The sequence below is a fragment of the Sinomonas atrocyanea genome, assembly GCF_030811715.1.
GTDB lineage: Bacteria > Actinomycetota > Actinomycetes > Actinomycetales > Micrococcaceae > Sinomonas > Sinomonas atrocyanea_A.
Genome location: NZ_JAUSRH010000004.1, coordinates 181,113 through 201,064 on the forward strand (window position 1 = coordinate 181,113; position 19,952 = coordinate 201,064).

Below are 19,952 nucleotides of genomic sequence, written 5' to 3' on the forward strand. Positions count from 1 at the left end.
TTCCGTTTCTCGTGGGCTCGGGTCAGCGGTTGTAGGCGGGCATCGGACCGCGCAGCATGGCGCCGACGCTATCGCACGCCTCGACGACGTCGGCAGCCAGCGGGCCTTGGGCGACCGCGGCGATGTTCGCGCGCAGCTGCTCCGGTTTGGACCCGCCGAGGAGCACCGATCCGACGCCGTCGCGGTGGGCCAGCCACCGCAGTGCGAGCTCGATGAGGGACAGGCCGGCGGCGTCGGCGATGCCACTCAGGGCCTGCACGGCGTCGAAGAGCCGGGGGTCCCAGTAGCGCTGCGTGTACATCGCCGCGAGCCGGGAGTCGCCGAAGCGCCCCTCCGTCGGCTTCGCCTCGAACCGGTGCCTGCCGGTGAGCAGTCCCCCGCCCAGCGGGTTGTAGACCATGGTGTGCACCGCATGGGTCGCGGCGAACTCCAGGTACTCCTCCTCGACCCGGCGTGCGAGCAGGTTGTAGAGCTGCTGGGCCACGACGGGCCGAGGGGCCCCTGCCTTGTCCGCGACATGGATGAGGTCGGCAATCTGCCAGGCGGCGAAGTTGGAGACGCCCAGGGCCTTGATCTTGCCCTCCGCGGCCAGCTCGGCGACGGCGCCGAGCGTCTCCTCGATCGGCACGGAGCGGTCCGGCTGGTGGAGATAGAAGAGGTCGACGCTCTCCACGTCCAGGCGCTTCAGGCTTCCCTCGAGGGAGAGCCGGAGGCCCTGAGCCGACAGGGGCGAGTGGTCGCCGTGGTCGGGATGCGGCATGCCGGCCTTCGTGGCGAGGACGACCTCGTCCCTGCGCCCCTTGAGCAGGCGGGCCAGGATCTCCTCGGTCCTGCCGCCCGCGTAGCCGTTGGCGGTGTCGACCGCCGTGATGCCGGCGCCGAGCGCCTCGTCGAAGATCACCCGGGCGGTGGCTTCGTCGACAGTGTCGCCGAAGGTCATGGTGCCGAGGACCAGCTTCGAGAGGGGAAGTTCCTGCGGGGGAACGGCGGCGGGGTGGTTGCTCATAGTCGTCCTGTCGGTGGAGGGTGGGATCTGCCGACCGGGCAACTGCGCATTCTGCGCGAAACACGCACTCTGACGCCGTCTTCCTCGCCCAGCGATCCGCCTTCGGTGTTTCCACTATCCCATTACTGCGCGAATTGAGCAATAGGACTAGCGTGTTTCGCGCAGCTGTGTCATGCTTGCTGGTGACGCAGCTCTCACAGCACGGTGGAAAGGAGGATGGACATGGCGAAGGTTCTCGTCCAGGCGGACGACTTCTCGGGTGCCGCGGAAGTCGGCCAGCAGTTCACGGCCCACGGGTTCACTGCGCGGATCGCGCTGACGACGGCGGGCACGCACCTCCGCGATCCGTCCTCCGGCACTGCCGAGGTCGTCATCCTGGACACCCACACCCGCAGTGCGTCGCCCACGGCCGCCCGAGCCGCCGTCAGGACCGCCCTCACGAGTGTCGAACCCACGGCAGTCGTCTTCAAGAAGACCGATTCGCTCTGGCGGGGCAACGTCGGCCCGGAGCTGTCGGCGCTGGCCGAGCTCGGATACGACGTGGTGCTTGCCGGCGCCTTCCCTGCGATGGGAAGGACGGTCGTGGGGGGCGAGCCCTCGGTGGCCGGCGTCCCTCTCCGCGCTTCCGGCCTCTGGAGCGTCGAACCGCGCCCTGCCCCGGAGAACCTGAGCGAGCTCTTCGCCACCGACAGCAGCGTCCGGTTCGTGGGGCTCGACGAGGTCCGGTCCCCGGGCCTCACTGAGCACATCGGGTCGGTCCTCGCCGGCGGAGACCCCGCCGTGGTGGTCGTCGACGGCGAGACGGAGGCGGACCTCTCCGCCGTCGTCGAGGCCGTCGTCTCCCTGCGGTTCTCCTCAGGCCGCCGCCCCGTTGCCCTCGCCGGCACGGGACAGCTCGCGGGCCTGCTCGCCCAGCGACTGGCCAAAGAAGCTGCGCACACCGCGCACTCTCCTGCCGCTGCAATGCCCGCCACGGTGACAGACCGCGGCGCGGTGCTCGCCGTCGTCGGCTCCGCCTCCCCCGCCGCACGGCGGCAGCTGGAGCACCTCGGCGCCGAGGGATTCGACGTCGTCGACCTCCCTTCACACGAGGACGGGCCGCGGAACGTCCGCGCAGCCCTCGCGGAGGGCCGGTCCATCGCCCTGACTGTTCCCGCGGGTCCACAGGACCCGGCCCGCTCGGCGGCAATCGTCGCCCGGCTCGCGCAGCTGGCCCGCCAGGCACAGCAGGGCCTCCGGAGTGACCTCATCCTCACGGGCGGGGAGACGGCCCGGGAAATCCTCGATGCCCTCGGCATCGCCTCCCTCATTCCCATCGCCGCAGTCCAGCACGGCGCCGTGGTCTGCATGGCCGACGACGGCCGGCTCGTCGCCACCAAGCCCGGCAGCTTCGGGGACCCGCTCGTCCTCGCCCAGCTGTACCGCGCAATCCAGTCCTCGAACCATCCCCGAGAAACAACGGAGACCTCTATGACCAGTCCACAGGACGACAGGCCCTTCATCGCCGTCACGATGGGCGACGGCGCCGGGATCGGACCCGAAGTCACCGTCGGCGCCCTCATCCACGCTGGCGCCTATGCCGACAGCCGCCCGGTGGTGATCGGCGACGCCCACCGGCTGCGCCTGGCCGCCGAGGCGCTCGGCGTCGCCGCCGAGATCGTCACGGTCCAGGCGGTCGAGGAGGCCGAGTTCACCCTCGGGCGGGTCAACGTGATCGACCCGGAGCTCCTCCCCGCGGACCTCCCGTGGGGCATCGAATCCGCCGAGGCCGGCAACGCCGCGTACCACTACGTGCGGATCGCGTGCGGGCTGGCGATGGCGGGCAAGGTCCAGGGGATCTGCACCGCGCCGCTGAACAAGGCCGCGCTGCACCGGGCCGGCCACGTCTACCCGGGCCACACCGAACTGCTCGCGCACTTCATGGGCGTCGACGAGGTGTCGATGATGCTCTCCACCCCCAAGGTCAAGGTCATCCACGTGACCACGCACATCGGCCTGGTGGACGCGATCCGGAAGATCGAGCCTGGCCTGGTCGAGCGCACGGTCCGCAGGGGCGACGAGGCCATGAAGCGCGCGGGCGTCGCCCACCCAACGATCGGCGTCTGCGCCATCAACCCCCATGCCGGGGAGAACGGGCTCTTCGGCTACGGCGAGGAGGAGGAGAAGATCGTTCCCGCGATCGCGAAGCTCCAGGCCGACGGGATCGACGCCCGCGGGCCGCTCCCGGCGGACACCGCCTTCTTCCTCGCAGGCCGCGGCGACTACGACCTCATCGTCGCCATGTACCACGACCAGGGCCACGGCCCCGTCAAGGTCCTGGGCATTGAGGCCGGAGTCAACATCACGGTCGGGCTCCCCGTCATCCGCACCTCGGTGGACCACGGCACCGCCTTCGACATAGCCGGCAAGGGCATCGCCGATGTCCGCAGCATGATCGAGGCCCTCCGCCAGGCGGCAGAGATGTCGCCCCGCCTGGCACTCCAGCAGTAGGCCGAGCGTCCCGCTGCAGTTCCTCACCGCAACTTCTCACTACAACGAAGTAGAAGGAATCAAGCATGTCCAATGTCCTGAACCCGACCCCTGAGCAGAAGGCCATCTGGGTCCGCCGGGCCATCGTGGCCGGCGTCATCGGCACCACGATCGAGTGGTACGACTTCGTCCTCTTCGGCACGGCGTCGGCCCTGGTGTTCAACACGCTCTTCTTCCCCAAGTTCGACCCGCTGATCGGCACCGCCGCGGCGCTGACCACCACCGCCATCGGATACTTCTTCCGCCCCCTCGGCGGATTCGTGTTCGGCGCCCTCGGCGACCGGATCGGCCGCAAGAACGTCCTCGCGGCAACGCTGGTCCTCATGGGGCTGTCCACCGCACTCATCGGGGCCCTGCCGACCTATGCGCAGGCCGGCATCTGGGCGCCGATCCTGATGCTCCTCCTGCGCATCCTGCAGGGAATCGGCGCGGGGGCCGAGTTCGGAGGGGCCCAGGTCATGGTCTCGGAGCACGCGAGCAAGAAGCGCCAGGGCCTGCTCACGAGCCTGCCCGGCGCGGGCCTGGCTCTGGGCATCATGCTCGGCACGTCGTTCTACTCCCTCCTGGACTTCATGCCCAGGAACGAGTTCATGGCCTACGGCTGGCGCCTTCCCTTCCTGGCCAGCGTGATCGGCATCGGCATCGGCCTGTTCATCCGGATGCGCGTCATGGAGTCCCCCGAATTCCTGGCCGTCACCCGCACGAAGGAGCGACCCAAGAGCCCCGTCAGAGAGGTCTTCGCCTCCCATAAGCGGAACTGGTTCGTGTCCATGTTCGCCTGCTTCGCCGAGAACGCGACCACCAACCTCGTCAAGACCTTCGTCCTGGCCTATGCGGCGACCTTCCTCCACCTCGACAAGAGCGTGGGGCTCAACGGCCTCTTCGTCGCCTCGCTCGTCAGCCTCTTCACCTACCCGCTTTTTGGATGGCTGGGTGACCGCCTTGGCATCGCCCGGGTCTACATCGGCTCCGCCATCGGGGTGGCGCTGTTCATCTTCCCGATGTTCTGGATGATCAACACCAAGTCGGTTCCGGTGGTCATCATCGCCATCGTCCTCACCTACGCCATCGTCGTCCGCGGCATGTCGGCCACGCAGGGCGCGTACCTGGCCAACCTCTTCCCGGCACGCATCCGCTTCACCGGCCTCGCCTCCTCCCGCGAGGTCGGCAGCGCGATCTCCGGCGGCATCGGTCCCGTCCTGGCCACGCTCCTGCTGGCGGCGACCCACTCCTACGTGCCTGTCGCGCTCTACATGATCAGCCAGGCCGCGATCACGATCGCCGCCGTCTGGATCGGGCCGAGCAAGCACAGGGCCGTCGATGCGGACACGGACGCTGTGCAGGAACCCGCGGCGGCACCCCTCCAGGCTTCCTGACCGCCCCGGCACAGACCGCCGAACGCTCATCCCGCGGGCGGGTCCCCTCAGGACCCGCCCGCGGGATCAGCGCTGCCGCAGCACAGCGGCGGCCCGCACGACGGCGTCGCCCACCTCTGCGAGGCCGGGCGAGTCGAGCGTCCACGACTGCCAGTAGAGCCCCAGGTCCTCTCGCCAGTCGGGGGCCAGCTCCACGAGGTCGCCCCCCGGGTCCTGCTGGTCCGGCACCATCCCCCAGCCGAGCCCGGCGCGCACGGCCTCGACGTACTGGACGGAGTCCGGGATGAAGTGCTGCGGCGGTGTCGCCTCGGGCGCCACCCGGGCCAGGAGCGCGAGCTGGTGGCTGTCCTTGCGGTCGTACTGCATGACGGGTGCCACCGCGAGCGCCTCCGGCGTCGCCCCGCGCGGGAACCACCGCGCCGCGAACTCCGCCGAGGCCTTGGCCCGGTACACCATGGTCCCCAGGGGCCGAACGCTGCAGCCCTGGACGGGCCGCGGGTCCGCGGTGACGGCGCCGACGGCGTCGCCGGAGCGGAGGAGATCCGCCGTCGCGTGCTCGTCGTCGCGCAGGAGCTCGACGGCGATCCGGCCTCCCAGCGCCACCTCGCGGATCGCGGGGGGCAGCCACGTGGCGATCGAATCGGCGTTGGCCACGATCGGCACGCGCAGCAGCTCGGTGCCGGCGCCAGCGGAACCCGGGCCGCCGGCGTCGTGCGCCTGCTCGAAGCGGAGGGCGAGCAGCGCCTCGTCGGCGAGCAGGAGCAGCTGGCGGGCCGAGCGCAGGAGCCGCTCCCCCGCCGGTGTGGGCACCACCGGCTTGAGCCGGCGCACGAGCACGCTGCCCACCGAGCGCTCGAGCGCCTTGATCCGCTGGCTCACGGCGGAGGGGGTGATGCGCAGCTCGTCGGCTGCAGCCTCGAACGTCTCCTGGTCCACGACGGCCGCGAGGGCCCTCAGCTGCTCCAAGTCCATGAAGAGATGCTAATGCCTCTGCAGATATAGTTAGTTGATCTTCATACCTCGGCGCCCGTACCGTCGAAGGGTGCTGCTCTCCTACCTCGCCGGACTCGGCGCCAGCCTCGGCCTGATCGTGGTGATCGGGGCGCAGAACGCGTTCGTGCTGCGGCAGGGGATCAAGCGCGAATGGGTGCTGCCCGTCGTGGTGCTGTGCGCGCTGAGCGATGCGGTGCTGATCTTCGCCGGGGTTGCCGGGATCGGCGCGGCGGTACAGGGCGCGCCCCTCCTCCTGCAGGTCATCCGCTGGGTCGGAGCAGCGTTCCTCGTGGCGTACGGGTTCTTCGCCGCCAGGCGCGCACTCCATCCCGGCGCGCTCCGGGCTGCGGGAGGAACCGGCCCGGCAGGCCTCGCGGCCACGCTCGGGACGGTCCTCGCGCTGACCTGGCTCAACCCGCACGTCTACCTCGACACCCTCGTGCTCCTGGGCTCCCTCGCCAACGCGCAGGGCGCGGGGCGCTGGGCCTTCGGGTTCGGCGCGGCGTCCGCGAGCGCCCTGTGGTTCCCGGTCCTCGGGTACGGGGCGCGGGCGCTGAGCGGATTCTTCGCCCGGCCGGCGGCATGGCGGGTCCTGGACGGCGGCGTCGCGGTGCTCATGGTCGCCCTCGCGGCCATGCTCGTCCTCGGTTGAGGCCCCCGCCGCTGACTCTTTCAGTTTGGCGCAGCCGACGGCGCGCCCTGATTGCCACGGGAGGAGCCGGGTAATCGCCAGACGCCCCACCTGCGCCAGAACCAAGGAGAGACTGCCATGACAGAGACCCCAGCAGGCCCCACGGAACCCGACGTCGTCGACATCCTCACCCGCGACCACCAGGAGATGGTCGAGCTGATCAGCCGGATCGAGGGCGCACCCGACTCAGGGACGCGCCGCGACCTCGCGGACACGGTGATCGCCGAGGTCATGCGCCACGCCGTCGCAGAGGAGATGTACGTCTACCCGGCCGTCGAGAAGCATGTCCCCGACGGGAAGGAGGAGGTCGAGCATGACAAGGGCGAGCACGCCGAGATCGTCGACCTCATGAAGGAGCTCGAGGGAATCGACGCCGCGGACGCGCGCTTCATCGAGGTCGTCCGGGAGCTGGACGGGAAGCTGCGCCACCACGCCAACGACGAGGAGACGGACCAGTTCCCCAAGCTCCGGGCCCACATCCCGTACGACGAACTGGTGGACCTCGGCAAGAAGGTGGAGAACGCCAAGAAGATCGCGCCGACCCGGCCGCACCCGCACGCGCCGCACTCGGAGCTGTTCCACAAGACCGTGGGGGCCGGGGTGGGCATGGTCGACCGCCTGCGGGACAAGCTCACAGGCCGGCACACCGGCTGACGGGCTCGCCGGGGTGCCGGCCCGAGCGCGCGGGTCCTGGGCTCAGGCGCCCGTCCCGCATTCGACCGCGACGGGGCCGGCGCTCGTCCGGGCCCTCGAGGCCTCCGAGAGCGAGCCGTCCGCGGCGATGCGGTAGCTCGTCACGGCGTGCGAGCCCTCCCCGGCCACGAGGAGGTACCGGCCGGTCGGATCGACCGCGGCGCCGCCGGGTTGCTGCTCCGTCTCGATGCGGCCGAGCAGCTCGAGCAGACCCTCCCGGAGGGCGAAGCACGCCAGGGTCCCCGTTGACCGCTCGGTCGTGTAGAGGAAGCGCTCGTCCGGGGTGATCCTCAGGTCCGCGGCCCAGACCACGCCGGGCCCCGGATCCGGCGTCTGCGCCGACCGGACGACTCCCGGCTCGAGGTCCAGCCCGTCCACGGCGGAGGTGCGCTGGAGGAGCTCGAGCCGGCCGCTCTCGGCCTGCCTGGCGTACACGGCGACGTCCCCGGAGAGCTCGTGCATGACGTACGCGCGGTCCCCTGCCCGGTTGAGCCGCAGGTATCGGGGACCGGAGCCGGGCTCGGCCGCGACGTGCCCGCTGGGCTCGCGCACTCCCGGGCCGGCGGCGTCTCCGTCCATCGTGAACCAGCTCACCCGGTCGTCGCCGAGGGACGTCGCGTAGAGGAAGCGCCCGTCGGGGCTGACGGCCGCGCAGTGGGTGTTGCGCCCCGTCGCGAAGGTGACGGGCCCGGCGTCGTCCGCGGCTCCAGGGAGGGGGACGAGGTCCAGCCTGCCCTCGCCGTACGAGGCGCTGAACAGCCCGCGGCCGCCGGGGGCGGCCGCGATGAAGCATGTCGAGGCGGGAAGGGGGCGCTCCTCGCCGATTGCGCCGTCGGGGTGGAGGACGACGACGCGCGGCCGCTCCCCGTTGCACGCCGCGTAGAGCGTGCCGTCGGGACCGAACGCGAGGGCCGCGGCGCCGTCGAGCCCGCCGATGCGGCCCGATGGCTCGAGCTGCCCGGTCTGCGCGTCGAGGGTGAGGAGGTCGACGGCGCCTGCTTCCGCGCATGCGACGGCGACGAGGGATGTCTGCTGGGTCACGGTCCGCCCTTTCCGTGGTCGAGTGCTGTCCTCCCGCTGCTACCCGCTTCGGCCCGGGGGAACACACGTGCCGCCCTCGAGCAGGCGCCGCAGGGCGTCGAGGTCGGACTGGACGGCGGCCGCGTCCGACTCGAACGCCTCGTCGGTCACGCCCTCCTCGCGGCGGAGGTGGAAGACCGCGACGCTGTGCGGACCGTCGGCGAGGATGCGGAACTGGTTCAGCACGGTGGTGCCGTCCGGGAGCACGACCTCGTGGTCGAGGATCCCGGCGGAGGTGTCGCCGACGAACCGCACCTCGACCGTGCCGAGCGGCGAGTCGGCGAGCCAGCGCCCGCGCTCCTCGCGGATGCCCGCAGCCAGTCCCGCCGCCCAGCGCGGGAGGTTGGCCGGGTTTCCGGCGAACGCGGACACGGCACGCGGGGACAGGCCGACGGGGACGCTCAGGTGGCGGAACTCGGACACGCGCCCACGCTACCCTCCCCCGTTTCGGGTACGCATCTCGTCGCCATTTAGCCATTTCGGGTACGCATCTCGCCGCCATTTCCCCATTCCGGGTACGGATCTCGTCGCCATATCGGCGTTCCGGGTACGGCGCGCCGATGCCGGGGCGCGCCCATCCGTGCGCCGACGGACAAGCTGCGGGCACGCCACGCCAAGCCGCGCCTTCGAGGCCGGGAGCACTCTAGGAAAGACACAGCACTCGATGAGGAGGACTCAATGGACGACACCCTGCAGACCACGGATTCCCTGCTGGATGCGATCACGGCGGCGCCGGGTGCGCCCGGGCAGGAGCTCTTCGATCCGGCCACGGGCGAACTCGTCGGCGTCGCCCCGGTGCACGGCCTGGCCGAGCTCGAGGCCGCGATCGACGCGGCCAAGGCAGCGCAGCCGGCCTGGGCCGCCGCGGGGCACGAGGCCCGCTCGGCAGCGCTCGTCGTCGCGGCCGACGCCATCGAGGCCCACGCCGAGGAACTCGCCCGCATCCTCTCCCGCGAGCAGGGCAAGCCCCTCAACGGCCCCAACGCCCGCTTCGAGGTCGGCGCCTGCGCCGCCTGGCTCCGCGCCGCCGCCGCCACTGTCCTGGAGCCCGAGACCGTCGTCGACGACGGCACCACTAAGGCCGTGCTTCACTACCGGCCCCTCGGCCTCGTCGGGGCCATCGGCCCCTGGAACTGGCCCATGATGATCACCGTCTGGCAGATCGCCCCCGCCCTGCGCATGGGCAACGCCGCCATCGTCAAGCCCTCCAGCTACACCCCACTGTCCGTCCTGGCCCTCATCCACGTGATCAACCAGGCCCTCCCCGCCGGCGTCCTCACCGTCGTCGCCGGCGACCGGCAGGTCGGCTCCGCCCTGGCCGAGCACCCCGCCATCGGCAAGGTCATGTTCACCGGCTCCACCGGCGCCGGCAAGGCCATCATCCACTCTTCCGCAGACACCGTGAAGCGCCTCACCCTCGAACTCGGCGGCAACGACGCCGGCATCGTCCTGCCCGACGCCGACCCACAGGCCATCGCCGAGGGCGTCTTCTGGGGCGCGTTCATCAACACCGGCCAGACCTGCGCCGCCCTCAAGCGCCTCTACGTCCACGCCGACATCTACGACCAGGTCTGCCAGGCCCTCACCGACTACGCCCGCAACGTCCCCATGGGCGTGGGCCTGGAGGAGCAGAACGTCCTCGGCCCCCTCCAGAACGCCTCGCAGTACGCGATCGTGAAGGACCTCGTCCAGGCCGCCAAGGACTCCGGCGCCCGCATCCTCCTCGGCGGAAACCCCGACGAGGACGCGCCGGGCCACTTCTACCCCACCACCCTCGTCGCCGACATCGACAACACCAACCCCCTCGTCACCGAAGAGCAGTTCGGCCCCGCGCTGCCCATCATCAAGTACTCCACGGTGGACGAGGCCGTCCAGATGGCCAACGCCCTCGAAGTCGGCCTCGGCGCCTCCGTCTGGTCCAGTGACCGCGAAAAGGCGCGCGAGGTCGCCCACCGCCTCGAGGCCGGCAGCGTCTGGATCAATGCCCACGGCGTCGTCCACCCCATGGCCCCCTTCGGCGGTGCCAAGCAGTCCGGCTACGGCCTCGAGTTCGGCGTCGAGGGACTCAAGGCCCTCGGCCAGCCCCAAGTCATCCACGGCTGACCATCACCGCTGAGGCATACATCAACGAGATCAATAACTGACAGCTCATATATCCATCGAGGGGGCGTCGGCACCGTGCCGGCGCCCCCTCGGCCCTCTCCGGCGGAAGGAGCGCCGCAGCAGGCAGTCCACTAGGCTTGATCTACCGGATGCGGCAGGGCGAGGAGGGGCACGAGGTGGCCGAGAGCGACACGGGGTCGGACCCCGTCCTCGTCGGCGGCAGGTACCGGCTCCTCGAACTCGCCGGCAGCGGGGCGATGGCCACCGTCCACCGGGCCCGCGACGAAGTCCTGGGCCGCGATGTGGCCGTCAAGACCTTCCGCGCCCATGCCTCCGATCCCCGTCGCGAGGAGCGCCGGCGGAGTGAGATGCAGGTCCTCGCCCGCCTCAACCACCCCAGCCTCGTGCGGCTCTACGATGCCGGCACCGACGCGCAGGACGACGGCACCCACCACGTGGCCTATCTCGTCATGGAATTCGTGCATGGCACGGACCTGCGGAAGCGGCTCGCCTCCGGCCCGCTGACGCACGACGACGTGCGGCAGCTCGGTCTCGATCTCGCCGGTGCGCTGGCCTGCGTGCATTCCCTCGGGATCGTCCACCGCGACATCAAGCCTGCCAACATCCTGGTGCCCGACCCGGCACCGGGGCGGCGCCAGCCCGCGAAGCTGACCGACTTCGGGATCGCACGGCTCACCGACGCATCGCGGCTCACCGTCACCAACACGACGATCGGCACGGCCAACTACCTCAGCCCGGAACAGGCACGGGGCGAGAAGGTCGGTCCGGCGTCGGACATCTACTCTCTCGGTCTGGTGCTGCTCGAGTGCCTCAAGGGCTCCATGGAATTCACGGGAGGCGCCGTGGAGGCCGCCGTCGCCCGGCTCCTGCGCTCCCCGAGGATCCCCGATGACCTGGGTGAACTCTGGGCTCCCCTGCTGGCGCGGATGACGGCGCGCGACCCTGCAGACCGGCCGACCGCGGCGGAGGTCCTGGGCGTCCTCCGCGGTGAGCTCCCGGCCGCGGGACCGGGCCCGGCGCAGAGCGGGGCGACGGAAGTCCTTCCTCCGGCCTCGCATCCTTCGCCCACGCGCGTCCTCCCTGCCCGGGACACCCGTCCCACGACAGCCCGCACCCCCGTTGTGGGCCCGGATGCCCCGGGGACACAACGGACCGCCGCCCCCGGGCCCCGAGCGACGACACCGCCGGCGGGCGCGCGCCCCGGTCGGCGGCGCACCCAGGGCCGGGCCCTCGTGAGGGCAGCGGTCGTGGTGGGAATCATCGCCGTGCTGCTCGTGGTGGTGCCCTTGGCGCTCCGCGCGGCCATGCTGCCGTCGGGGCCGGTCCAGCCCGCACCAGCGTCTCCCGCCCAGCCCGCTACGGGGGCCTCCGAGGACCCGGCAGCCCCCGATCCTGCCCTGACATCCCCGGCGTCCATGTCCGTCCCCGCGCCCCGTGAGGGGAAGGTCAAGGGCAAGGAGAAGAAGCCCCACGAGGCGCCCCCGCGCGGTTCCGGGGGGTAGCGGAGGGACGACTCCCCCGTACCCGAATCGCCAATTCCGCGACGAGATGCGTACCCGAAACGGGAAAACCGCGACGAGATGCGTACCCGAAACGGGCTGGGGGTTTAGGGGGCCTGACCCGGGATGGGAGCACCGCTCGGGAGCCCTGCCGCGACGTAGCCGTCGTAGAGCGTCCGCCAGTCGGCCGGGCCCTGGGCTCCGGAAGCGGCATGCGGTCCGGCGGCGGGGGCGCCGCCGAGCTTCCTCTCCAGCTCCCGGAGGCAGACGTGCCAGCCGGCGGCGTTCCGCGCGGCCGTCGCCGAGTCCGCGAGCCAGTTCCGGAGCGTGAGCTCCGCGGCGGTCTGGGTGCCCTCGACGGCGAACTCCAGGAGGTCGCCGCCCCAGGTGAACGCCCAACGGTTCGGCGGCTCCCAGTCCAGGATCCTCCCGCTGCTCGCCTCGGCGTTCGGGTCGCCGCTGAACGACACCGTGCCGGCCTCGGGATGCACCGCCACGCGGGAGGGGAACCACCCGTCGAGTCCCCCGGCGGTGGCCACCGCGTTCCACAGCTGCCCGGCACCGGCCTCGTAGGAGCGGATGAAGGTCACCAGGCCGCGTCCCTCGATCTCGGCATACTGGCCGTCGAGCTCTTCCATGTCGTGCTCCGTAACATGCGCATAGGAGAATATAAAGCCTGCCCGGTGGCGGGCCTCGCCTCAGTGGCGGTAGATCGCGCGGACGATCCCGTCGAACAGCCGGTCCGGGAGGACCTTCCGGAGCGCCAGGAGGGGCCGGGCCCCGGCTCCGACCCGGTACCGCGCGTGCGGCCGGTGGGATGTTGCCGCTTGCAGGATGGCTCCCGCGACGGCCTCCGGTGGTGATGCCATTCCTGGCATATAGGCCGTCTTCATCACGCTGGCCACCCGCCGCGCCCCCTTGGCGTACGGGCCGTGGCCCGAGACCTCGAGGAGTGAAGTGCGGGCGATCGAGCTCCACTCGGACCGGATGGCGCCGGGCTGGATGACCACGACGCGGACGCCGAACGGGCGCAGCTCGATCCGCAGCGAGTCGGAGAGGCCCTCGACCGCGAACTTGGTCGCGTGGTACCAGGACCCGAGCGGCTCGTAGAACTGGCCGCCCATCGAGGACACGTTCACGATCGTCCCGGAGCGGCGTTCCCGCATGCCCGGCAGGACGAGCTGGGTCAGGCGTGCGAGGCCGAAGACGTTGACCTCGAACTGGCGCCGGGCCTCCTCGAGCGGGACCTCCTCGAGGGCACCGAAGGAGCCGTAGCCGGCGTTGTTGACGAGGACGTCGATCCGGCCCGTCTCGCCGAGGACCTTCCGTACGGCGTCGGTGAGGGAGGCGTCGTCGGTGACGTCGAGCGAGAGGAGGCGCGCGCCGTCGTGCGCGAGGGCCTCCATGCGCTCCACGCGCCGGGCCGCAGCGTAGACCGTGTATCCCGCACCGAGGAGGGCGCGCACGGTGGCCTCGCCGATTCCGCTCGAAGCGCCTGTGACGAGAGCAACCTGCATGCCGCCACGCTACCCTGAGGCGGCGTGGAAAGGACACGCGATGGTCTTCCCTGCGACGATGCGCGTCGCGTTCATCCGCGCGACCGACCACAGCCTCGGGCACGGCGGAGGGGCGGGACCGCGAGGGCCCCGGGCCATGGTGGGAAGGGGGGCTCCCACCATGGCTCGGCGCCCGCGGTCCCCCCAATTTACCCAACAGTAATTATGAAAACCACGACCGGCGTCCCGGTACCCGCCTCCAGTATGCGATACCCAAGAGGGTATGTGCAAAATACCCTCCGGGGTACACTGGAAGGTGCCTGTCGCGCAGGCCGTGCCAGAAGGAGGAACGCCGTGAATGTCGAGCCGGAGTCGATGAGGGCCGCGATCAACCGCCTCAAGCGCGCCCAGGGGCAGCTCAACGCCGTGGTGCGCATGCTCGAGGAGGGCCAGGACTGCAAGGCGATCGTCACGCAGCTCTCCGCCGTCTCGAGCGCAGTGGACAAGGCCGGATTCAGCATCATCGCCACGAACCTGCAGCAGTGCCTCGCCCACCCTGAGCGCGGCGGCGACATTGCCGAGCTCGAGAAGATGTTCCTCAGCCTCGCCTGAGCCGCGTATGACAAGCTGGGGCGCATGAGCTCCCGCTTCGCCGCCTCGTCCCGCTCCCAGGTGCCCCCGTTCGCGGTCATGGACATCCTGGCCCGCGTCGACGCATTGAGGTCCCAGGGCCGCGACGTCGTGAGCCTGTGCGCGGGCGAGCCCTCCGGCGGGGCGCCCTCCGCGGTCTCCGCGAAGGCCGCGCAGATCCACGCATCGGGCCGGGCCCTCACCTACACGCCGGCGCTCGGCACCGCGGAGCTGCGCGCGGCGATCGCCGACCACTACCGCCGCTGGTACGGCCTCGCCGTGGATCCCGGCCAGGTTGCCGTCACCACCGGGTCCTCTGGAGCCTTCCTGCTCTCCTTCCTCGCCGCCTTCGAGGCCGGGGACCGGGTGGCGCTCGCCCGCCCGGGCTACCCGGCCTACCGGAACATCCTCGCCGCGCTCGGCTGCGAGGTCGTCGAGCTCGACGCCGGCCCGGCCTCCCGCTACCAGCCCACCCCGGCGATGCTCGACGCCGCTGCCTCCGAGCACGGGCCCCTCGCCGGCCTCGTGCTCGCCTCGCCCGCCAACCCGACCGGCACCATGGTGGACCGCGCCGAGCTCACCGCCCTCACGGACTGGTGCGCGGCGAACGGCGTCCGGCTCGTGAGCGATGAGATCTACCACGGCATCACCTACCCCGGCACGGGCACGGCCTCCGACGCGCACAGCCCGCACGGCGTGTGCGCGTGGGAGCTGGACCGCGAGGCCATCGTGATCTCGAGCTTCTCGAAGTACTGGGGCATGACGGGGTGGCGGCTCGGCTGGATGCTCGTGCCGGAGGAGCTGGTCGGCGCGGTGGATGCCCTCGGCGGCAACGTGGCCCTGTGCCCGCCGGCCCCGTCCCAGCTCGCCGCGGTGGAGGCGTTCTCCCTCCAGTCCTACGCCGAGGCCGACGCATGGGTTGCCGACTACGCCCGCACCCGGCAGACGCTGCTCGACGCGCTGCCGGCCCTCGGCTGGGGCCCGGCGGCCCCGGCCGACGGCGCGTTCTACCTCTACGCCGAGCTCGGCGACCAGCTCGCCCGGTTCGGCGACTCGCGTGAGTACGCCCGGGCGCTGCTCGAGGCCGAGGGGGTGGCGCTCGTGCCGGGCACCGACTTCGACGCCGTCCACGGAACCCGCGCGGTCCGCCTCTCCTTCGCGGCCGGCCAGGCCGCGGTCGAGGCTGCCATCGAGCGGATCCTGCGCTTCCAGGGCGCCTGATTCAGAAGCTGGACGAACTGCCCGAGCCGGAGAAGCTCCCTCCGCTGCTGCCGTAGCCGGTGCTCGAGGAGGACGAGCGCGCGGAGTCCACGGCCGAGTAGCCGGCGGCGATGCCGGTGTTGAAGCTCCAGATGCTGATCACCGGCAGCTGCGGGTAGGCGACGTCGAGGATGCTGCCCTGGGTCCGGTGCGTGCTGCGCCAGGACTTCGTGGACGCCGCGAGCTTGGCGTGCATGAGGTCGCTCTCCTTCTGCGTCCTGGCGTGCTGGTCGATCACGGCCTCGGCGTGCGCCCCGAGCAGCGCGCCGATCTGCTCGCGCTGGGCCTTGAGCCCGTCGAGGGCCGCCTCCGGGGTGAGCGTCCCGTCCTCGAGCCCGGCCCCGAGCCGCTCGATCTCGGCCCGGGCGAGGGCGACGCCGGACTGCAGCGCGGCGGCGCTCTCGGGCGTGCCCGCGGTCGTCTTGGCCGCGAGCATGGTGTCCACGCCGTCGAGCTGGCCGGTGAGGTCCTCGGTCTGGCGCTGCCACGCGGAGCGCCAGCTCGAGCCCCGGTTCAGGATCGAGTTGGTGTCCGCGATCGCATCGTCGAGCCCATCGAGGGTCTGGGCGAGCTCCTCGTACTTCCGGGCCTCCTTGACACTGGCGGACCTCGAACGCTCCCGTGCCGTCATGGGGGTGAGGCGGTCCCGGAGCCTGGTGGCCTCGCGGTGCTTCGCCCGGAAGCCCTCCCACCGCTCGAGGACGAGGCCGCCGTAGGAGGAGTCGGCGGGGATGGTCGAGGCGTTGAGCTCGGTCTCGTCGAGCGCGAGGGTGACGGAGGAGTAGGACCGGTCCCCGGAGGCGAGCGCCTCCGCGAACTTCCGCCGGCGCCAGGCCCGCACGCCGGCCCACGCGCCCGCGCCCCCGAGGACCACGACGCCGGCGATCCCGCCGCCGATCAGGAACGCGGGGGAGAGGTACCAGGGCCGCCCGATCCGGGATGCCGCCGACTTCACGCCCGCGATCGTCCCGTCGGTCCACTGCGCCGCGCGGAAGAGGTCCTTGGTGTCGTCCTGGATCGCCTTCTGCTCGTCCAGGCCCACCTTGCGGTCCTCGCCGAAGTACGTCCCGACGTGCCGCCCGGTCGTGTCGAGGGCGAAGATGAACAGCCCATCGGCCCACTTCTGCCCGTCGGCGCTGATCCACTCGGGATGGTTGGCCCGCGCGTACCGCAGGACCTCCTCGTTGAGGTTGTCCGCCGCCGCACCGGCGCGCGTGAACACCACGACCTTGGTGGGCTCGTAGAAGGAGATCTTCGCGAGGGCCGGGTCGAGCTGCGCCCGGTACAGTGCTCCCGCGGTGTCCTCGACCACGATCTGGGTGGGCGGGACCGCGGATGCCGGCGGTGCGGACACGAGCAGCGCCCCCGAGGCGGCCGCCAGCCAGGCGGCGACGAGAAGCAGGGCAGCGCCCCCGGCCACGAGCGCCCGCACGGCGCCCCCCACGAACCGACCCACGACATCCCCCTCTGCGCGGCCCGGGTGGGCCGACAACGCCAGCCTACGCAACGCCGTCGTGCGCCCGCAGGGGAGAAGTCCCCTGCGGGCGTCGAGGCGCGCCCCGCGGATCCGCGGGCCCGGTCTAGGCGGCCGCGAAGTCCTCCGTGTCGACGTCGGCCTGCGCGGCCGGCGAGTACCGGCCGCCGGAGACCGTGCGCTCGTTGACCAGCTCGTCCACGGAGGCGAGCACCCGCGCGGGGAGCTCGAGGGACCCGGCCTCGAGGTCCTCGTCGAGGTGCGCCGCGCTGCGCGTCCCGGGCAGGGCGATGACATGCTCGCCGCGGGAGAGGACCCAGGCGATCGCGAGCTGCGCGGGCGAGCAGCCGGCGTCGCGCGCGAGCTCGCCGAACCGGTCCAGGAGGGAGAGGTTCGCGGGCCAGTGCTCGGCGTCGAACCGGGGCATCGACCGGCGCAGGTCCCAGTCCGGCAGCGCGGCGGGGTCGCGCAGCACCCCGCCGAAGGCGCCGCGGCCCACGGGGCTGAAGGCGACGAACGCGATGCCCAGCTCCCGGCACGCCTCCAGCGTGCCCAGCTCGGGGTTGCGCGTCCACGGCGAGTACTCGTTCTGCAGCGCGGCGACGGGGTGCTCGGCGTGGGCGCGGCGCACCGTGTCCGCGCCGATCTCGGAGAGGCCGACGGCGCCGATCTTGCCCTCGCGCTCGAGCTCGCCGAGCGCCCCGACGGACTCCTCGATCGGCACCGTGCGGTCCCAGCGGTGGAGGTAGTAGAGGTCGATCCTCTCGGTGCGCAGCCGGGCGAGCGAGGCCTCGACGTGGGCGCGCAGGGCCTCGGGGCGGCCGTCGATGACGCGGCGCCCTTCAAGCGAGGACATGCCGCCCTTGGAGGCGAGGAAGAACTCGTCGCGGCGCCCCGCGAGCGTCTCCCCGAGGAGGGTCTCGTTGGCGGTCGCGCCGTAGATGGTGGCGGTGTCGAAGTGGGTGACGCCCGCATCGAGCGCGTGCAGGAGGAGCTTGGCGGCGTCCTCGCGGGAGGGCAGGGGGCCGTAGGACTGGCTCAGGTTCATCCAGCCGAAGCCCACGGGGCCGACGTCGGTTCCGGCGATCGTTCGTGGAGTGGAGGTCATCCTCCGATCCTGTCAGATCCGCCCGGGAGGAATCCCGGGCGGAACCCCGGGGGCCTAGTGCTGCTCGCCGCGCAGCCGCTCCAGCTCGCGCCGGTCCTTCTTGGTGGGCCGCCCGGCGCCGCGGTCGCGCTGCGGCAGGCCGAGGAACGGCGCGGGCGGACGCTCGGGGGTGTGGTCCGTGTAGCACCTCGAGGCCGCCTCGGCGCCCACGCGCTTGACGATGAGGACGTGCACCTCGAGGATGCGCTCGAAGCCCGGCTGGCGGAGCCGGATCGTGTCTCCCGGGACCACCGTCTGCGAGGCCTTGACCGCGTTGCCGTTGAGCCGGACGTGCCCGGCCCGGCACGCGGCCGTGGCGGCGGAGCGCGTCTTGAAGGCGCGCACGGCCCAAAGCCAGGAGTCGATCCTCACGGCCGAGGGGGACGATGCAGGTGCGTTGGAAGGAGGCATGGTGCCCAGCATCCTACCGGCGTATCGTCGTGTGAATCGGGGGACGATCAAAGGAGCTCTGACATGCCTGACAAGCAGCCTCACCAGCCCGAGACCCACAAGAAGCCGTCGAAGACCATCAAGGAGCAGCGCGCGGCGAAGAAGGCCAAGAGGGCTGTCGCCCTGGACGCCGATCCGGTGGCGCACCTGCGCAAGCCCCGCAGCAAGTAGCCCTCACGCAACGGAAGCGGACGACGCCGGCCGGGTGGCCGCCGTCGTCCGCTTCCGTGCCTCTGGGCTGCTGCGGGAGCCGGTGGGCTATTGGCGGCCGGCCTGCAGGCCCGCGCGGGCCATCGCGTCCGCGTACGCGCGGCCCATCTCGATGAGCCACTCGGTCTGGCGCTCCTTGGAGCCGGCGAACGCCCGCCCGTGGAGGGCGCGGGCCTTGTAGACCTTGAGGCCGCGGCGCCAGATGAGCGGGTTGTCCGTCTTGAGGAGCATCTGGGCGAGCCGGTTGGCCTCGGTGCCGTGGGCCACGATCGCGGACACCCTGGGGACGGTCTTGAGGAAGGTCAGCAGCGGCTTGAGGCCGGCGTGCAGCTGCTCGGGGGTGAGCTTGCCGTTGGCCTCGCCCGGGGTGAACCACGGGTAGGCGTTCCACGGCATGATCCACTCCGGCCGCAGGCCCAGCTGGTACTGGAGCCCGAGCAGGCGGGTCGCGGCGGCGTCGTCGCCGGCCCAGACGTAGCCGCGCGGACTCGCCTCGCCGGTGTTGGAGAACAGGCTCACGATCCGGCACTCCTCTACCGAGTGCATGGGGTCGACGTACGGGACCTCGAAGCCGGGCCGCAGCTTGCGCAGGAACTCGACGTGCTGGTTGACCGGGGCGATGTGGGGGGCGAAGTTCGGGTCGCCGGGCGCCACGTCAGCGGCAGCGGCGGGCTCGGCCTCCGCCGCCGGCTCCTCGTCCTCCGCGGCGACGGGCTCCTCCTCCTCGTCGGCCGAGGTCACCCCGGAGGACGCCGAGGTCGGGTCCAGGGACGCCGACGTCACCCCGTCTGACGCCGAGGTCGGGTCCAGGGACGCCGACGTCACCCCGGCGGCGAGCACGAGCTCGAGCTGGGCGGCGGCGCGCAGGGCATCCTGCTCTGCTGCCGTCGAGGCGTCGAGCGCTGCCTGGGCGGCCTGCTCCGCGGCGGACGCCTCGGCAGCGGCGGCCTTCGCGGCAGCGGCCTTGGCCACGGCGTGCGCGACCGCCTGCTTGGCCGCGGCAGCGGCGTCATCGGCGGCGGCGCGGGCCTTCTCGGCCGCGCGGCGGGCCGCGGCAGCGACGTCATCGTCCGCAGAAGCCGACTCGGCAGCAGGAGCCGGCGCGACCTCGGGAGCCACCTCGGCAGCGGCCACAGCAGGCGCCGCGGCAGCGGGCCCCGGGGCGGCCGGCTCCTCGGCGGCGGCAGAGCGGCGCTCGGCAATGGTCGTCACGACCACCTCGGACGCGGCGGGCCTGCCCTTGGCGGTGGCACCCCTCGGCGCGGCAGGTCCCGAGGACGCCTTGGCCGCGGCG

Annotated in this window: 19 protein-coding genes; 9 read left to right on the plus strand and 10 right to left on the minus strand. The window is 71.9% G+C overall.

Annotated features, from left to right (window positions below; all coding sequences use genetic code 11):
• Window positions 1–22: 22 nt before the first annotated feature.
• Window positions 23–1,006 (minus strand): aldo/keto reductase, encoded by a 984-nt coding sequence (locus tag J2W21_RS08915; protein ID WP_307114149.1) that lies wholly within the window; start codon window positions 1,004–1,006, stop codon window positions 23–25.
• Between the two features lie 222 nt (window positions 1,007–1,228).
• Here J2W21_RS08915 and pdxA point away from each other — a divergent pair, with 222 nt between their 5' ends.
• Complete coding sequence (gene pdxA, locus J2W21_RS08920) at window positions 1,229–3,496, plus strand: 4-hydroxythreonine-4-phosphate dehydrogenase PdxA (protein WP_307114150.1); 2,268 nt, start codon at window positions 1,229–1,231, stop codon at window positions 3,494–3,496.
• Between the two features lie 65 nt (window positions 3,497–3,561).
• On the plus strand, window positions 3,562–4,911 hold the full coding sequence (locus J2W21_RS08925; RefSeq protein WP_307114151.1) for an MFS transporter: 1,350 nt from the start codon (window positions 3,562–3,564) through the stop codon (window positions 4,909–4,911).
• A 66-nt stretch (window positions 4,912–4,977) separates the two neighbouring features.
• Here the strand turns inward: J2W21_RS08925 and J2W21_RS08930 are convergent, their stop codons facing one another.
• A complete protein-coding gene (locus J2W21_RS08930; RefSeq protein ID WP_307114152.1) occupies window positions 4,978–5,883 on the minus strand; it encodes a LysR family transcriptional regulator ArgP in 906 nt (301 codons plus the stop codon).
• 70 nt (window positions 5,884–5,953) lie between these two features.
• Here J2W21_RS08930 and J2W21_RS08935 point away from each other — a divergent pair, with 70 nt between their 5' ends.
• Window positions 5,954–6,556, plus strand: coding sequence for a LysE/ArgO family amino acid transporter (locus J2W21_RS08935; RefSeq protein WP_307114153.1), 603 nt, complete (start codon window positions 5,954–5,956; stop codon window positions 6,554–6,556).
• A 117-nt stretch (window positions 6,557–6,673) separates the two neighbouring features.
• Window positions 6,674–7,249, plus strand: coding sequence for a hemerythrin domain-containing protein (locus J2W21_RS08940; RefSeq protein WP_307114154.1), 576 nt, complete (start codon window positions 6,674–6,676; stop codon window positions 7,247–7,249).
• Window positions 7,250–7,291: 42 nt separating this feature from the next.
• On the opposite strand, the gene J2W21_RS08945 is transcribed toward J2W21_RS08940, so the two are convergent.
• Window positions 7,292–8,329: a lactonase family protein gene (locus J2W21_RS08945; protein WP_307114155.1), complete on the minus strand. Its 1,038-nt coding sequence runs from the start codon at window positions 8,327–8,329 to the stop codon at window positions 7,292–7,294.
• 39 nt (window positions 8,330–8,368) lie between these two features.
• Window positions 8,369–8,791 (minus strand): SRPBCC family protein, encoded by a 423-nt coding sequence (locus J2W21_RS08950; RefSeq protein ID WP_307114156.1) that lies wholly within the window; start codon window positions 8,789–8,791, stop codon window positions 8,369–8,371.
• 267 nt (window positions 8,792–9,058) lie between these two features.
• Between J2W21_RS08950 and J2W21_RS08955 the strand changes: the two genes are divergently transcribed.
• Window positions 9,059–10,471 (plus strand): aldehyde dehydrogenase family protein, encoded by a 1,413-nt coding sequence (locus J2W21_RS08955; RefSeq protein ID WP_307114253.1) that lies wholly within the window; start codon window positions 9,059–9,061, stop codon window positions 10,469–10,471.
• A 176-nt stretch (window positions 10,472–10,647) separates the two neighbouring features.
• Window positions 10,648–11,994 (plus strand): serine/threonine-protein kinase, encoded by a 1,347-nt coding sequence (locus J2W21_RS08960; RefSeq protein ID WP_307114157.1) that lies wholly within the window; start codon window positions 10,648–10,650, stop codon window positions 11,992–11,994.
• A gap of 104 nt (window positions 11,995–12,098) precedes the next feature.
• On the opposite strand, the gene J2W21_RS08965 is transcribed toward J2W21_RS08960, so the two are convergent.
• Both J2W21_RS08965 and J2W21_RS08970 read right to left on the minus strand, forming a co-directional pair.
• Entirely contained in the window at window positions 12,099–12,629 is a 531-nt protein-coding gene (locus J2W21_RS08965; protein ID WP_307114158.1) for an SRPBCC domain-containing protein, read from the minus strand.
• A 60-nt stretch (window positions 12,630–12,689) separates the two neighbouring features.
• Window positions 12,690–13,508, minus strand: coding sequence for an oxidoreductase (locus J2W21_RS08970; RefSeq protein ID WP_307114159.1), 819 nt, complete (start codon window positions 13,506–13,508; stop codon window positions 12,690–12,692).
• A gap of 354 nt (window positions 13,509–13,862) precedes the next feature.
• Between J2W21_RS08970 and J2W21_RS08975 the strand changes: the two genes are divergently transcribed.
• Together J2W21_RS08975 and J2W21_RS08980 are read left to right on the plus strand one after the other, a co-directional pair.
• The gene (locus tag J2W21_RS08975) at window positions 13,863–14,099 is read left to right on the plus strand and encodes a metal-sensitive transcriptional regulator (RefSeq protein ID WP_307114254.1); all 237 of its coding nucleotides are present in this window, start codon (window positions 13,863–13,865) and stop codon (window positions 14,097–14,099) included.
• Between the two features lie 24 nt (window positions 14,100–14,123).
• Entirely contained in the window at window positions 14,124–15,338 is a 1,215-nt protein-coding gene (locus tag J2W21_RS08980) for an aminotransferase class I/II-fold pyridoxal phosphate-dependent enzyme (protein ID WP_307114160.1), read from the plus strand.
• 1 nt (window position 15,339) lies between these two features.
• On the opposite strand, the gene J2W21_RS08985 is transcribed toward J2W21_RS08980, so the two are convergent.
• The 3 genes from J2W21_RS08985 to J2W21_RS08995 all read right to left on the minus strand — a co-directional run bounded on the left by J2W21_RS08985 (window position 15,340) and on the right by J2W21_RS08995 (window position 18,409).
• Window positions 15,340–16,833, minus strand: a complete 1,494-nt coding sequence (locus tag J2W21_RS08985; protein ID WP_307114161.1) for a DUF5129 domain-containing protein — start codon at window positions 16,831–16,833, stop codon at window positions 15,340–15,342.
• 124 nt (window positions 16,834–16,957) lie between these two features.
• On the minus strand, window positions 16,958–17,959 hold the full coding sequence (locus J2W21_RS08990; RefSeq protein WP_307114162.1) for an aldo/keto reductase: 1,002 nt from the start codon (window positions 17,957–17,959) through the stop codon (window positions 16,958–16,960).
• Window positions 17,960–18,013: 54 nt separating this feature from the next.
• On the minus strand, window positions 18,014–18,409 hold the full coding sequence (locus tag J2W21_RS08995) for an RNA-binding S4 domain-containing protein (RefSeq protein WP_307114163.1): 396 nt from the start codon (window positions 18,407–18,409) through the stop codon (window positions 18,014–18,016).
• A 63-nt stretch (window positions 18,410–18,472) separates the two neighbouring features.
• On the opposite strand from J2W21_RS08995, the gene J2W21_RS09000 reads away from it, so the two are divergent.
• Window positions 18,473–18,619, plus strand: coding sequence for a hypothetical protein (locus tag J2W21_RS09000; RefSeq protein WP_307114164.1), 147 nt, complete (start codon window positions 18,473–18,475; stop codon window positions 18,617–18,619).
• An 87-nt stretch (window positions 18,620–18,706) separates the two neighbouring features.
• On the opposite strand, the gene J2W21_RS09005 is transcribed toward J2W21_RS09000, so the two are convergent.
• Window positions 18,707–19,204 carry a uracil-DNA glycosylase gene (locus J2W21_RS09005; RefSeq protein ID WP_307114255.1) on the minus strand — a complete coding sequence of 166 codons (498 nt, stop codon included), beginning with the start codon at window positions 19,202–19,204 and terminating at the stop codon, window positions 18,707–18,709.
• Window positions 19,205–19,952: the final 748 nt, after the last annotated feature.